The sequence below is a fragment of the Catenulispora sp. GAS73 genome (assembly GCF_041262085.1).
Lineage (GTDB): Bacteria > Actinomycetota > Actinomycetes > Streptomycetales > Catenulisporaceae > Catenulispora.
On the sequence record NZ_JBGCCM010000044.1, the window covers coordinates 1 to 13,473 of the forward strand.

Consider the following 13,473-nt stretch of genomic DNA (forward strand, 5'->3'; position numbering starts at 1 on the left):
ACCCGGCGACATGCCGGTCCGGCTGTCGGTCTCCGGCATCTCCGTGGACCAGGCCTGGTGGGCTCTGTTCCACGCGGCCCTGGACGGAGGCGCCCCGAAACGGGACGCCCTCAGCCGTTCGCTCGCGCGGCTACGCCAGCAGCTTCAGCAGCCGCGGACCGATCTCGGTCACGTCGCCGGCCCCGACCGTCACCACCAGGTCCCCGGGCCGCGCCAGCTCGGCCAGGCGCTGCGGCACCCGGTCGAAGTCCGGCTCGAACACGCTGGCCTCGGCCGGGAGCCCGGTCTCGGCCGCGATCACGTCGCCGCCGACGCCGGGGATCGGCTTCTCGCCGTGCGCGTACACGTCGAGCACCACGACCACGTCGGCGCCGCCGAGCGCCGGGCCGAACTCGTGCAGGAACGTGTTGGTGCGGAAGTACCGGTGCGGCTGGAAGGCGGCGATGACGCGCCCCTCCCCCGCCAGCTCGCGCGCCGCCGACAGGACCGAGGCGATCTCGGTCGGGTGGTGGCCGTAGTCGTCGTAGACCTTCACGCCCGAAGCCTCGCCGAGCAGCTGCATCCGGCGGCGCGCGCCGCTGAACCCCGCGACGCCGTCCAGATACGGCTTGAGGTCCACGCCGAGCGCCAGCGCCACGCCGAACGCGGCGGCTGCGTTGAGGGCGTTGTGCCGCGCCGGGACGGACAGGGTGATCGGACCGGGCGTCTCGGCGGCGGTCACCAGCTTGAAGGTGGGAAAGCCGCCGACGGTGCCGACGTCGGTGACGCGGATGTCGACGTCCTCGCCGACCCCGTAGGTCAGCACCCGGACACCGCGCGCGGCGGTCCGGTCGGCGATGGCGCGGGCGGCCGGGTCGTCGGCGTAGCAGACCAGCGTGCCGCCGGGCCGCAGCCGGTCGGCGAAGTCCTGGAACTCGGCCCGGACCTGCACCACGTCGGCGAAGTGGTCCGGGTGGTCGAGCTCGATGTTGGTGATGACCGAGACGTCCGGCCGGTAATGCGTGAAGGTGCCGTCGGACTCGTCGGCCTCGGCGATGAGCACGTCGCCGGAACCGGCGTGCCCGGACTCCCCGGTGGTGCCGATCTCGCCGCCGATGACGAAGCTCGGGTCCAGGCCGGCGTGCCGCAGCGCGACGGCCACCATCGAGCTGGTGGTGGTCTTGCCATGGGTGCCGGCGACGGCCACGGAGCGGTAGCCGGGCATCAGCGCCGCCAGCGCGGAGGCACGGTGCAGAACGCGCAGCCCGCGGGCCTTCGCCTCGACGATCTCGACGTTGCCCACCGGGATGTCGGCGGAGACCACGACGGTGTCGACGCCGTCCAGGTTCTCCGGCGCATGCCCGATGGCGATGGTCGCACCGAGGGCCCGCAGCTCCCCGACGGTCGCGGAGTCCTTGATGTCGCTGCCGCTCAGCGGAAGGCCGCGGCCGAGCATCGCGCGCGCCAGCGGAGCCATCCCGACGCCGCCGATGCCGACGAGGTGGATGCGGCCCAGCTCGGCGGCCGGGACGACCTCGGCGGGGGCGGGGAAGCGAGGGGCGCGGCGTTCAGCCACGAGGCTCGGGTCCTGGGCGGTCATCAACGCTCACCTGTCTGGGAGGCGGTTTCGGCCTCGGGCTCGGCGGTCGGCTCGGTCTCAGTGCTCGGCTCGGCAGCAGCAACCGGCGCAGGCGCGGTTTCAACGCTCGGCGCAGCCCCAGCAACAGCCGCCGCCGGCCGCTTCACCCCGGCCGCCGCGAACACCAGATCAACGATCTTCACGTCCGCGTCCCGGATCCCGAACCGCCGCGCCGCGGCACTCATCGTCTCCAGCCGCGCACCGTCGAGCAGCAGCGGCACCACGTTCGCCGCGAACCACTCCGGCGTCAGCGCGGAGTCGTCGATCAGCAGTCCGCCGCCGGCCTCGACCACCGGCGCCGCGTTCAGTCGCTGCTCGCCGTTGCCCACCGGGAGCGGCACGTACACCGACGGCAGTCCGACCGCCGCCAGTTCGCTGCAGGTCATCATGCCGCTGCGGGTCATCGCCAGGTCGGCGGCGGCGTAGGCGAGGTCCATCCGGTCCACGTACGGCCGCGCCACGTAAGGCGGCCCCGCAGGATCCTGCTGTATCGACACGGAGTTCTTGTCGCCGTAGGAGTGCAGGACCTGGATCCCGGCGTCGCGCAGTATCTTCACCGATGCGACCATCGTGTCGTTCAGCCGCCGCGCGCCCTGCGAGCCGCCGGTGACCAGCAGCGTCGGGCGGTCGGGGTCCAGGCCGAAGGACTCGCGGGCCTCGGCGCGCACGGCCGCGCGGTCCAGGCTGGTGATGGCCGGGCGCAGCGGCATGCCGACGCAGACGCCGCCGGGCATCGGGACCGCCGGGTTGCCGGTGAGCACGTGGTCGGTGAACTTGGCGCCGACGCGGTTGGCCAGGCCGGGGCGGATGTTGGCCTCGTGCACCACGATGGGCCGCTTGGCGCGGCGCGCGGCCAGGTACGCCGGGAGCGCGACGTAGCCGCCGAAGCCGATGACCACGTCCGCGTCGACGTCCATGATCACGTCCTGCGCGGCCTTGACGGTGCCGAGCAGCCGCGAGGGCAGAGTCAGCAGAGCCGCGGACGGTTTGCGCGGCAGCGGGACCGCCGGGATCAGCCGCAACTCGTACCCGCGGGCCGGGATGAGCTTGGTGTCCAAGCCCTTCTCGGTGCCGAGCATCGTGATGCCGATCGAGGGGTCGGCGCGCCGCAGGGCGTCCGCGGTGTTCAGGGCGGGTTCGATATGCCCGGCGCTGCCGCCGCCGGCGATGACCACATGCACCCGGCCACCCTATCGGTCGGCGGGGGCCGAATCCGGACGCGGTACGGTGACGGCCTGATCGCGCACGGTGCCCGGAGCGCCCTCGACCGTCGCCGCGTCCAACGGCTCCGGACGCCTCCTGGCAAAGGACATGAGCATCCCCACCGCCGTCAACGAAGGCAACAGCGACGACCCGCCATAGGAGACGAAGGGCAACGGCACGCCCGCGATCGGCAGCACCCCGGTCACCGCCCCCAGGTTGATCATCATCTGCGCGGCCAGCCACACCGTGACCGAGGCCGACACCAGCCGCACGAACGGATCCGTGGTCCGCAGCGCCAGCCGGATACCGGCGTAGGCGAGGGTCAGGAACAGCGCGAGCACGGTCAGCGCCCCGATCAGTCCCAGTTCCTCACCGACGATCGCGAAGATCATGTCGGTCTGCACCTCCGGCAGCTGCCCCCAGCGCTGCTTGCTGGCGCCCAGCCCCTCCCCGAACCAGCCGCCGCTGGCCAGCGCCTGGAACGCGTGGATGGCCTGGTAGCCGGTGCCGCCGGGGTCGTTCTCGGGGCTGAGGAAGTTGGTGAAGCGCCGCACGCGCGAGGGCCGCATCAGGATGGCCAGCGCCGTCAGCCCGACGGCCGAGCACAGCAGGATGGAGAACAGCCGCCCCGGTGCCCCGGCTGTGAACAGCAGGCAGAAGACGATGGCGACGATGATTATCGAGGTCCCCATGTCCCCGCCCATCATCACCAGAGCGATGATCAGCACGGCCCCCGGGACCAGCGGCACCAACAGGTGGTCCCAGGTGGTGAGCAGTTTCTCCTTGCGCACCAGCAGGTCGGCGCCCCACAGCACGAGCGCGAGCTTGGCGAACTCACTGGGCTGGACTGTCAGCGGACCGATGATCAGCCAGTTCTTGTTGCCGTTGTGCGAGGAGCCGACGGCGAGCACCAGCAGCAGCAACAACACGGTCCCGACGAGCGCCGGATATGCGAGCGCCCGGTAGGCCCGCGGCGGCAGCCGCGACGCCCCCCACATCAGCGCCAGCCCCAGCACCGCCGAGACCGCCTGGTTGCTGATGGAGGAGAGCATCGGCCGGCCGTTGACCAGGTTGTTGACACTGGAGGCCGAGAACACCTCCAGCAACCCGATGCCGAGCAGCAGCAGGACGGCCCCGAGCAGCAGGTAGTAGGACGTGAGTTCGAGGTCGAACAGGGATTTCAGGACCGCGCGACGGGCCCGCAGCGCGCGCACGGCGTTCTTCAACGGCGACGCCGGCGCGCCCGCGGCCTGTTCACTCATGGTCCTTAGGGTAGCCAGCGGGCGCCGGACGGGGTGTCAGCTTGAGGCGGGGCGGGGTGTCAGCTTGAGGTCGGGGGTCGGGCCCCCGGGTCGGCCGCCGTCGCCGAAGGCTGATCCGCGCGCGCCCGGCGAGCGCCGCACCGACCAGCAGGACGACGGCCCCGGCGGCCTGCAACGCCGTGAACGACTCGTCGAGGAAGAGCGTGGCACAGGTCGTGTTCACCGCCGGGACGAGGAACATCATCAGCGAGGCGCTGGCCGGGCCGACGGCGGCGACGCCGCGGTAGTACAGGACGTTGGCGACCGCCGTCGCGCCGATCGCCAGGTAGGCGACGTTGAGCCAGACCTCTGACGGCAGCGCGCCCCACGGCACCCGGCCCAGGTCCGGGGCGGCGACCAGAGCCAGCAGGACGGCGCCGGTGCAGGTCGCGTACGTCATCGCGGTCAGCGGTTCGATGCCGGCCAGCACCTTCGGCGCGGCGAGGGTGAACGCGGCCCAGGACACGGCACTCAATATGTACAACAAGTCGCCCACCAGGCGGTGCGACCCGCCGCCTGCTCCGCCCGCGCTGTTGGCGCCGATCAGGTAGACCGCCGCTCCGGCCAGTCCCAACGTGAGACCGACCAGGCGCCGGTGCGAAGCCTTCTCACGTCCGGTGACCAGCAGGAACACGGTGGTCAGCACCGGGCTCATGACCGGGATGAGGATCCCGCCGTCCAACGACGGCGCGAGCGACAGGCCCCAGAAGAAGAAGCCGTTGTAGGCGAAAACGCCCAGGACGCCCGCCAGGCAGGCGCGGCCGGCGGCACGCATCCCGACGCGCAGACTCCGGCCGGTCAGGGCCATCGCGATGAGCAGCGCGATCGCCCCGCCGCCGAAGCGCAGCGTGGCCGCGACCGTGTGCGGCACGTGGTCGACGACCGTTTCCGAACTGGAGAAAGCCCCGCCCCACAACATCATGGTCATCGTGAGGAGCAGGTACGGGTTCCGCTGCTGAGCTGACATGTGCCGAGCCTGGCGCGTGTCCCACTATTCGGTCTTGAACGCTCGTGCGGCCCGCTTCGGCGCAGCCCCGGGCCACAATGGAGAGCATGGGAGGCACGGCAGACACGGCTGCGGCCCTGGGGTGGGCCGAGTACTGGCGCGACGACACGCGCGGCCTGGAAGCCATGCACGCCCGGTTCCGCGACCACGTCTACGCGCCGCACTCGCACGACGCCTACTCCTTCGGCGTCACCGACGCCGGCGCCCAGCAGTTCCACTGCCGCGGGGCCCTGCACACCAGCGCCGCCGGCATGGTCATGGCGCTGAACCCGGACGACCCGCACGACGGCCGCGCCGCCGCCGACCTCGGCTACCACTACCGGATCGTGCACGTGTCGCCGCAGATCGTGCGCGCGGTGTTGGCGGACGCCGCCGGTGTCGCCGACGCCACGGACTTCGCCGGTCGGGCGGATCTCGACCTGACGGCTGACAGTGGCGCTCGGGCCGATCTGAGCCTTCCGGCCGGCGGTGTCGGTCGGGCCGATCTCGACTTGGCGGCCGGCGGTGCCGCTTGGGGCGATCTCAGCCTCCCGGCCAGCGGTGGCGCTCGGGCCGATCTCGACTTGGCAGCCGGCGGTGCCGCTTGGACTGGTCGGTCCGGTGAGTCCGGCCAGTCCGGCCAGCCCGGCCCGTCCAACCACGCCGACCCGTTCGCCGCCGCCGCTCCCCTGCCCCTGTTCACCACCCCGGTCCTCGGCGACCGCCGCCTGGCCGACGCCATCGCCGGACTCCACGCCGCCCTGGCCGCCGACGCCAGCCCGCTCGCGCGCGACGAGCGCCTGCGTGCCGTGATCCTCGGCGCGCACCTGCGCGGCGCGACCCGGCCGCCGCGGATCAGGACCCTGGCCGACGGCGCACAGCGTATGGCGGCGTGTCGGGCGCGGGATCTGATGCGCGAGGCGTACCCCGAGACGTTGTCGGTGGAACTGCTCGCCGAGGCCGCGGGTTGCAGCAGGTTCGCGCTCTACCGGGCCTTCGCCGCCGAGTTCGGGATGTCGCCGAGCGACTACGAGCGGCAGCTGCGACTGCGTCACGCCCGCGCGCTCCTGGCCTCCGGCAGCACCCCGGCCGACGTCGCGGCCGCGACCGGCTTCGCCGACCAGGCGCACCTGGCGCGCTGGTTCAAGCGGGCATACGGGATCACCCCGGGGGTCTTCGTGCGGGGCGGACACGCGTGAGGTGCTGTCAGAGGGCTGTCACCTAAGCGGATACTGAATCAGAGGGCTATCGTCGAACTTTCGAGCGGAATACTTTGCTCCCCATGAGCTACGAGATCCCGCCCGAGGCCCACCGCCTGCACGCCGAAGGCCGCTCCGCGGGTTCCCGCGGCGACTACGACCTGGCCCTGACGCTGCTCGGCCGGGCGGCGGCGCTCGCGCCGGACTGGCCGTACCCGCCGTACGACGCGGGGTTCACGCACCTGATGCGCGGCGACACGCGCGCGGCGCAGAACCTCTACGAGCGGGTTGCGTCGCTGTCCCCGGCCGGCTTCTTCACCTGCCGCACCACCCTGGACATGCTGCGGCGGGAGCACGGCGGGCAGCTGAACCCGGGGTTCTCCAGGGCGTTCGTGCAGCTGGAGTGGCTGGAGAACCGCGAGGAGAAGAAGCGGATCCTGCGCGGGATCACCCAGCGCTTCCCCGGCTTCCCGCCGGCGTGGAAGGAACTCTCGCTGCTGCTGGAGGATCCGCAGGACCGGCTGATCGCGATCGACAACGGGATGGCCGGGGATCCGGACCCGGAGACCAGGACCACGCTGCTGCTGAACAAGGCGGGGCTGTTCGCCTCGCTCGGGGACGTCATCGCCGCCGAAGCGCTGTACGCGGTGATCGCCGACGATCCGGACGTGACGCCGACCGGGGCGGCGTTCGCCAGGGCCTTCCGGGACCGGAGGATGCCGGGCCTGTAGCGGCCGAGACCGTACAGCTTCACGTCGCCTATCTCAGGCGCCGTCTTCTCCCGCACCCGCGACCTTCGCCTTCTCCGCGCGCACCGCCTCCGCGAACACGTCCCCGCGCTGCCCGTACGACGTGAACATGTCCATCGAAGCGCACGCCGGCGCCAACAGCACCGTGTCCCCGGACACCGCCATCGCGCGCGCCGCCGTCACCGCCTGAGCCATCACCTCGGCCGCGCCGTCCGGCCCCGGCCCGCCGAGGTCCACCACCGGCACGTCCGGGGCCCGCCGGCGCAGCGCCTCGGCGACCAGGTGGCGTTCGGCGCCGAACAGGATCGCGCCGCGCAGGCGCTTGGCGTGCCGCTCGACGAGGTCGTCGAAGTCCGCGCCCTTGGCCAGGCCGCCGGCCAGCCAGACCACGTGGTCGTAGGCGCCGATCGAGGCGGAGGCGGCATGCGGGTTGGTGGCCTTGGAGTCGTCGACGAAGTCCACGCCGTCGATCCTCGCCACCCAGGCGATGCGGTGCGGCTCGGGACGGAACTCGCGCAGACCGTCGCGGACCGCCGTCGGCTCCACGCCGTACGCGCGCACCAGCGCGGCGGCGGCCAGCGCGTTCGCGATGTTGTGCGGGGCCTGCGGCTCGACGTCGTAGATCGTGCCGAGCTCCGCGGCGCTGTTCCGGCGGTCGGCGACGAAGGCCCGGTCGGCCAGGATCCCGTCCACCACGCCGAGCATCGACAGGCCCGGCGCGCCGAGCGTGAACCCGATCGCGCGGCAGCCCTCGACGACCTCGGCCTCCTCCACCAGCCGCACCGTCTCCAGGTCGGCGGCGTTGTAGATGGCCGCGACCTGGCAGTTCTCGTAGGCGCGGCCCTTGGCGGCGACGTAGTCGGCGTAGGAGCCGTGCCAGTCGAGGTGGTCCGGCGCGATGTTGAGCACCACCGAGGCCAGCGGGCTGAGCGTGGAGCTCCAGTACAGCTGGTAGCTCGACAGCTCGATGACCAGCACCTCGAACGGCTCCCCGGCCTCCCCGCCGGCCTGCCCCCGCAGCACCGCATCGAGCACCGGGTACCCGATGTTCCCGCACGCCACGACGTCCTTGCCGGCCTGCTTGAGCATCGACTCGGCCATGCGCACCGTGGTGCTCTTGCCGTTGGTCCCGGTCACGACCAGCCACGGCGCGTAGCTCCCGTCCGGCAACGGGGCCCGCAGCCGCCACGCCAACTCCGCGTCGCCCCAGATCGGCACCCCGGCCTCGCGCGCGGCCGCCACGATCGGCGCCGACGGCGGCATCCCGGGGCTCACGACCAGCAGCTCGGTCCCGGCCGGCAGCGCCTCGTCGTCGCCCAACCGCAGCACCGCACCCTGCTCGGCGGCCTGCGCCGCCCGAGCCGTCGTGGCCTCGTCGTCGTACCGATCGACCAACGTCACCCGCGCCCCGCGCGCCAGCAGAGCCGCCGAAGCCGACAACCCGACGACCCTCGCCCCCACAACCGTGACGGCGGCGCCGTCGAACTGCACAGGACCGGAGGCGGCGAACTGGTTCATGCGGTCAAGCCTATTGGGTCGCGGCGCCCACCAGGCGCTCGGCCATGACGACCAGCTCCGGATACCGCAGGACCCGGTCTCCCCACCCGGGGACGGGAACGTGCAGTGGTTCGGTCCAGCGCACCGGGATCGCGTCGAGGCCGTGCACGGCGCCGGCCAGGCCACCGGTCACGGCCGCCACAGTGTCCGTATCGCCGCCGAGATCGACGGCCGCGCGAACGGCAGCCTCGTAGTCCGACGTGGTTCGCACCGCCCATACCGCCGAAGCCAGGCACGGCCAAACCGCACCGTTGAACTCCGTGGCCATGCTCGGATGCCAGTCCGGCGCCAGGATCGCGGCGTACCGCTCGCGATGATCCGGATGGATCAGCTCGACGACCTCAGGCAGCGCGGCGACCGGATCCTCTCCCGCGAGCGCGAGGCGCACCAACTCGTGGAACACCGCAGTTCCTTCCCACGCGGCGCGGTCCCCGTGCGTCAGGGCCGCGATGCGCCGCGCCGCGTCCATCGTCGCCTCCCGACCGGCTGCCGCGAAGTACACCGCGGACGTCGAGGCCCGCATCAGCGAGCCGTTGCCCGCCGCGTGCCCGGTGATCCAGAAGTGCAGCCCGGCCGCGCTGTCCCAGGGATCGCCGCTGGTCAGGACCGACTCGGTCTGCGTCCCGATGTCCTTCGGATCGGCGGCGGCCCAGCGCCGGAACCGGTCGAACATGTCGGCCGGGTCCAAGCCGCCGCGCTCCACCAGCGAGTCCGCGACCAGCACCGCCATCTGGGTGTCGTCGGTCGCCTCGCCCGGATCCCAGCCGCCACCGCCGCCCATCTCAGAGGTCGACGATCCCGGCATCGGATACTTCGCCGAGAACGCCCCAGCTGGACCGAACTCGAACGGCGCCCCCAGCGCGTCCCCGACCGCCGCCCCGACGACGGCTCCGATCGCGCGCGCCACCCGCGCCGTCCGTATCGCTTGTGCCGCTTGTGCCCCCTGCCGCGCCTCATCCGTCACTCTGCGCATCCTAAGCGCCGTTCAGACCGCCTTCGCCAATCCCGGTGGACCAGCGGGCCGACACCAGCGGATCATCGACACATGACCGAAATCAGGGACCTGAACGCGCGAGCGGTGCGCGACAGCATGGACATCGTCAGGCAGGTGCAGGTCACGGACCTGGGGCGGGAGACTCCGTGTGCGGGGTGGACGCTCGCGGATCTCTTGGGGCACATGACGGTGCAGCATCATGGCTTCGCGGCGGCGGCGCGGGGTGACGGCGCCGATATGAAGCACTGGGAGTTCGTGCCGGCCGGGGCCGATGCCGTGCAGCAGTACCTCGCCGCGTCGGAGGAGGTGCTGGCCGCTTTCGCCGAGCTCGGCGAGGAGCTGGACACCGTGTTCGACCTGCCCGAGTTCTCGATCGTGCCGCCGCGGTTCCCGGCGCGGGTGGCGATCGGGTTCCACCTCATCGACTACGTCGTGCACGCCTGGGACGTGGCGGTCAGCCTCGGCCTGCCCTTCGAGCTGCGGCCGGAGATGGACGAGGCGGCGCTGCGGATCACGCTCGCGGTGCCGAACGGCGACAACCGGACCGCCGACGGCGCGGCATTCGTCCCGGCGCTGGAGATCCCCGAAGACGCTACTGTCTTGGACAAGGTCTTGCTGCATCTCGGCCGCACGCCCGGCTGGCGCGCCGCGTCCTGAAAGAGACATGCAACCCCGGCTCCGCGGCCGGCGTCGTGGTGGGTTGACGAGCCAGTCACGGCCATGGTGAGGGGAACCGGTGGGAGCGGAGCGGGATTTCGACGAGTTCTATCTCGGCACGGTGCGCCGGGTCACGGCGCAGATCGTCGCGCTGCTCGGGGACGCCTCCTCGGAGGCCGAGGACGCCGTCCAGGAAGCCTATGCCCGGGCCTGGCAGCGCTGGGACACCGTGTCGAAGACGGACGACCCGGCCGCCTGGGTCCGGGTCGTCGCCTATCGCATCAAGGTGTCGGCGTGGCGCTCGGCCGTGCGGCGGGTCGCCGCGCACCGGCGGCACGGACCGCCCGGCGACGTCCCCGAACACAGCCCCGACTCCGTGGCGCTGGTCGCCGCGCTCCGGCAGATCCCGGAGAAGCAGCGGCGGGCGATCGTGCTGTACCACATCGTCGGGCTGACCGTCGAACAGGTCGCCGCCGAGGTCGGCGCCCCGACCGGGACGGTCAAGGCACGGCTTTCGCGAGGACGCGCCGCCCTGGCGACGCTGCTGGACGACCCGGTTGCCGACGGCCGGGCGTCCCTTCCGCTGACCGCAGTGCTCGACCAGCGACTCGACAAGGCACTCGACAAGGAAAGCCAGAGGTCCAGCCATGCCTGAGAACTTCGATGTGCCCGGCACCTTCGACGAGCGCCTGACCGCCGGCGCCGCCCGCCTGGAGCAGGAGGCCGCAGTCCGGTCCCCGGCCGGCGTGCGGGCCCGGGGCGACCAGCGGCGCCGCCGGCACACCACGACGCTGGCGGTGGCACCGGTGCTGGTCCTCGCGATCGCCGGCGCCGCGGGACTGACGTTGCGGCCGTCCGGCGGAGCGCGGCACAACGTGTCGGGTCCGCCGCCTGCGTCCAGCACCGTCTGGACATCGACAGGGGGCACGACACCGAGCACGTCGGCCGTGGCGGCGCCGACTGCCACCCTGGATCTGGGCCGGCACACGATGACCGTCCGCGACGCGCAGGGCACGGTGGTCAAGACCCTGCCGATCACGGCCGGCATTCCGACGCATCCGACCAAGACGGGGACCTTCACCGTTGTCGGCAAGAAGCTGTCAGAGCGGCTTACCTCGGTGGACGGGAACAGCTACAACGCGTCTGTCTCCTACTACATCGACTTCGGTCCGCAGGCGCCAGCCATCTACGCCGCGCCTTGGCAGCAACCCAACGTCGGCAAGACAAATGCCACCCACGGTGACATCGAGCTCTTCATCGGCGATGCGGTCTGGCTCTACGACCACCTGACCGTCGGTGACACGATCCAGATCGAGAGCGGCACGGGGTCCTAGGACGCCATCGCGGCCAAACCGCCGCCATCGTCGCTACCACCACCGCCGCTACCGCCCCACCGCGTACCCCTGCATCCCCCGAGGATTGGCCGCCCCGCGCACCAACCCGCGCTCCGGATCCCGCCCGACCACGCACATCCGCCCGAGCGCCCACTCCCCCGCCACCACCACCTCGTGCCCCCGGCGCCGCAGCCCGTCCAGGACCGCGGCGCCGAGCCGCGCCTCGGCCACGACCCGCCCCGGGTAGGCCGGCCGCGGGTAGAACGACTCCGGGAAATGCGACGTGTGGAACGTCGGCGCGTCGATCGCCGCCTGCAGATCCATCCCGCCGAGCACGTGGTTCAGCACGAACAGCAGCTGCCACTGATCCTGCTGGTCCCCGCCGGGCGAGCCGAACGCCAGCACCGGCTCCTCCCCGCGCAGCGCCAGCGTCGGCGACAGCGTGGTCCGGGGTCGCAGCCCGGGTGTCAGGGTACTGGCGAGCCCGTCCTGCAGCCACGTCATCTGCATCCGTGTCCCCAGGCAGAACCCGAGCGCGGGGATCACCGGAGACGAGTGCAGCCACCCGCCGCTCGGCATCGCCGCGACCATGTTCCCCCACCGGTCCACGACGTCCACGTGCACCGTGTCCCCCCGCGCCGCGCCACGCCCCGCACCTGACGCGACCGGCTCCCCGGTGGAAGCGTCGACAGGGATCGGCAGCTCAGGACGGCTCGGCAACACCGGCACCCGACCCTCCGGCGACCCCGGACGCAGCTCCAGCGACGCGACCTCGCCGATCAGCGCACGACGCTCCGCGTTGTACTCCGGCGAGAGCAAGGCGTCCATCGGCGTGTCGAACCCGTCGCCGTACCAGGCCTCGCGATCAGCGAAGGCGAGCTTGGCGCCCTCCACGACCCGATGAATGAAGTCCACGGACCCCGGCTCGCCGAGCTCCTGGCCCTGAAGCAACGCCAACTGCTGCAACAGAACCGGCCCCTGGCCCCAGGAACCGGTCTTGCAGAACGTATAGCCGCCGAAGTCATAACGAACCGGCTCTTCATAAGAGGGCTGCCATGCCGCCATATCAGCACCCGTAATAACACCGGCGTGATCCGACCCCGAAGAGTCGCGCCAAGCAGTACGCGCGAACGCATCAATCGCCTCAGCGACAAACCCCTGGTTCCACGCCTCCAACGCGGCATCGATCCGCGCCTCGCGCGTCGAACCGGACGCGTCGGCCAAACGCTGATACGTGGCAGCCAGCGTCAGATTGCGAAACACCGAACCCGCGGCCGGAACCCCGCCGCCAGAAAGGTAGACGTCGGCGGACGTCGTCCAGTGCTCCCGGAACATCGGCTCGATCTCCGCAATACACTGCGATATCGCCGGTGTGACCGGATACCCGTCGCGCGCATAGCCGATGGCGTACCCGAGCACGTCGGCGAGCTCCATCGTCCCGTGGTCCCGCAGCAGCGTCAGCCACGCCGGCACCGCCCCCGGAACCGCCGCCGCCAGCAACCCCGAGCCCGGCACCAGCGCCAACCCGAGGTCGCTGAAGTGCTTCACAGTCGCCCCGGCCGGCGCCACGCCCTGCCCGCACAACACGGTCGGCCGCTTGTCGTCCCCGCGCGCGAACACCACCGGAAGGTCGCCCCCGGCGCCGTTCTGATGCGGCTCCACGACGTGCAGCACGAACCCCGCGGCCACCGCGGCGTCGAACGCGTTCCCGCCGCGCTCCAACACCGCCATGCCCGCCGACGAGGCGAGCCAGTGCGTGCTGGACACCATGCCGAACGTGCCGCTGAGCTCCGGACGTGTGGTGAATACCTGGTCAGTCGTCACTATCGCACCCTCCTGCCAGCCATTACCCTAGGCGCCGGACCGGCGGCGGCCA

12 protein-coding genes are annotated in these 13,473 nt (G+C 71.9%); 5 read left to right on the forward strand and 7 right to left on the reverse strand.

Annotated elements, in window-relative coordinates:
- Positions 1–130: 130 nt before the first annotated feature.
- From murC to ABH935_RS43200, 4 genes are read right to left on the reverse strand one after another with little or no spacing between them, the layout of a single operon-like run.
- Positions 131–1,579 (reverse strand): UDP-N-acetylmuramate--L-alanine ligase, encoded by a 1,449-nt coding sequence (gene murC, locus ABH935_RS43185; RefSeq protein ID WP_370383798.1) that lies wholly within the window; start codon positions 1,577–1,579, stop codon positions 131–133.
- Positions 1,579–2,799, reverse strand: coding sequence for an undecaprenyldiphospho-muramoylpentapeptide beta-N-acetylglucosaminyltransferase (gene murG, locus ABH935_RS43190; RefSeq protein ID WP_370383799.1), 1,221 nt, complete (start codon positions 2,797–2,799; stop codon positions 1,579–1,581). The genes murC and murG overlap by 1 nt, the downstream gene beginning before the upstream one ends.
- Positions 2,800–2,808: 9 nt before the next feature.
- Positions 2,809–4,083, reverse strand: a complete 1,275-nt coding sequence (ftsW, locus tag ABH935_RS43195) for a putative lipid II flippase FtsW (protein ID WP_370383800.1) — start codon at positions 4,081–4,083, stop codon at positions 2,809–2,811.
- Positions 4,076–5,089: a DMT family transporter gene (locus ABH935_RS43200; RefSeq protein ID WP_370383801.1), complete on the reverse strand. Its 1,014-nt coding sequence runs from the start codon at positions 5,087–5,089 to the stop codon at positions 4,076–4,078. Before ABH935_RS43200 ends, ftsW begins: the two co-directional genes overlap by 8 nt.
- An 86-nt stretch (positions 5,090–5,175) precedes the next feature.
- Here ABH935_RS43200 and ABH935_RS43205 point away from each other — a divergent pair, with 86 nt between their 5' ends.
- A complete protein-coding gene (locus ABH935_RS43205; RefSeq protein ID WP_370383802.1) occupies positions 5,176–6,306 on the forward strand; it encodes an AraC family transcriptional regulator in 1,131 nt (376 codons plus the stop codon).
- Positions 6,307–6,389: 83 nt separating this feature from the next.
- Complete coding sequence (locus ABH935_RS43210; RefSeq protein WP_370383803.1) at positions 6,390–7,037, forward strand: hypothetical protein; 648 nt, start codon at positions 6,390–6,392, stop codon at positions 7,035–7,037.
- A gap of 33 nt (positions 7,038–7,070) precedes the next feature.
- On the opposite strand, the gene murD is transcribed toward ABH935_RS43210, so the two are convergent.
- Positions 7,071–8,573 (reverse strand): UDP-N-acetylmuramoyl-L-alanine--D-glutamate ligase, encoded by a 1,503-nt coding sequence (murD, locus tag ABH935_RS43215; RefSeq protein WP_370383804.1) that lies wholly within the window; start codon positions 8,571–8,573, stop codon positions 7,071–7,073.
- 10 nt (positions 8,574–8,583) lie between these two features.
- Complete coding sequence (locus ABH935_RS43220) at positions 8,584–9,519, reverse strand: ADP-ribosylglycohydrolase family protein (RefSeq protein WP_370383869.1); 936 nt, start codon at positions 9,517–9,519, stop codon at positions 8,584–8,586.
- Between the two features lie 138 nt (positions 9,520–9,657).
- On the opposite strand from ABH935_RS43220, the gene ABH935_RS43225 reads away from it, so the two are divergent.
- The 3 genes from ABH935_RS43225 to ABH935_RS43235 all read left to right on the forward strand — a co-directional run bounded on the left by ABH935_RS43225 (position 9,658) and on the right by ABH935_RS43235 (position 11,597).
- A complete protein-coding gene (locus tag ABH935_RS43225; protein ID WP_370383805.1) occupies positions 9,658–10,263 on the forward strand; it encodes a TIGR03086 family metal-binding protein in 606 nt (201 codons plus the stop codon).
- 79 nt (positions 10,264–10,342) lie between these two features.
- Entirely contained in the window at positions 10,343–10,918 is a 576-nt protein-coding gene (locus tag ABH935_RS43230; RefSeq protein ID WP_370383806.1) for a SigE family RNA polymerase sigma factor, read from the forward strand.
- Positions 10,911–11,597 carry a L,D-transpeptidase gene (locus tag ABH935_RS43235; protein WP_370383807.1) on the forward strand — a complete coding sequence of 229 codons (687 nt, stop codon included), beginning with the start codon at positions 10,911–10,913 and terminating at the stop codon, positions 11,595–11,597. The genes ABH935_RS43230 and ABH935_RS43235 overlap by 8 nt, the downstream gene beginning before the upstream one ends.
- A 48-nt stretch (positions 11,598–11,645) precedes the next feature.
- Here ABH935_RS43235 and ABH935_RS43240 read toward each other — a convergent pair whose 3' ends face one another.
- Positions 11,646–13,367, reverse strand: a complete 1,722-nt coding sequence (locus tag ABH935_RS43240) for a gamma-glutamyltransferase family protein (RefSeq protein WP_370383870.1) — start codon at positions 13,365–13,367, stop codon at positions 11,646–11,648.
- Positions 13,368–13,473 lie beyond the last annotated feature (106 nt).

Bases quoted from the DNA above. Each gene is read 5' to 3' on its own strand.
- murC (WP_370383798.1), bottom strand. From the start codon at position 1,579: ATGACCGCCCAGGACCCGAGCCTCGTGGCTGAACGCCGCGCCCCTCGC.
- ftsW (WP_370383800.1), bottom strand. From the start codon at position 4,083: ATGAGTGAACAGGCCGCGGGCGCGCCGGCGTCGCCGTTGAAGAACGCC.
- ABH935_RS43200 (WP_370383801.1), bottom strand. From the start codon at position 5,089: ATGTCAGCTCAGCAGCGGAACCCGTACCTGCTCCTCACGATGACCATG.
- ABH935_RS43205 (WP_370383802.1), top strand. From the start codon at position 5,176: ATGGGAGGCACGGCAGACACGGCTGCGGCCCTGGGGTGGGCCGAGTAC.
- ABH935_RS43210 (WP_370383803.1), top strand. From the start codon at position 6,390: ATGAGCTACGAGATCCCGCCCGAGGCCCACCGCCTGCACGCCGAAGGC.
- murD (WP_370383804.1), bottom strand. From the start codon at position 8,573: ATGAACCAGTTCGCCGCCTCCGGTCCTGTGCAGTTCGACGGCGCCGCC.
- ABH935_RS43225 (WP_370383805.1), top strand. From the start codon at position 9,658: ATGACCGAAATCAGGGACCTGAACGCGCGAGCGGTGCGCGACAGCATG.
- ABH935_RS43235 (WP_370383807.1), top strand. From the start codon at position 10,911: ATGCCTGAGAACTTCGATGTGCCCGGCACCTTCGACGAGCGCCTGACC.
- ABH935_RS43240 (WP_370383870.1), bottom strand. From the start codon at position 13,367: ATGGTGTCCAGCACGCACTGGCTCGCCTCGTCGGCGGGCATGGCGGTG.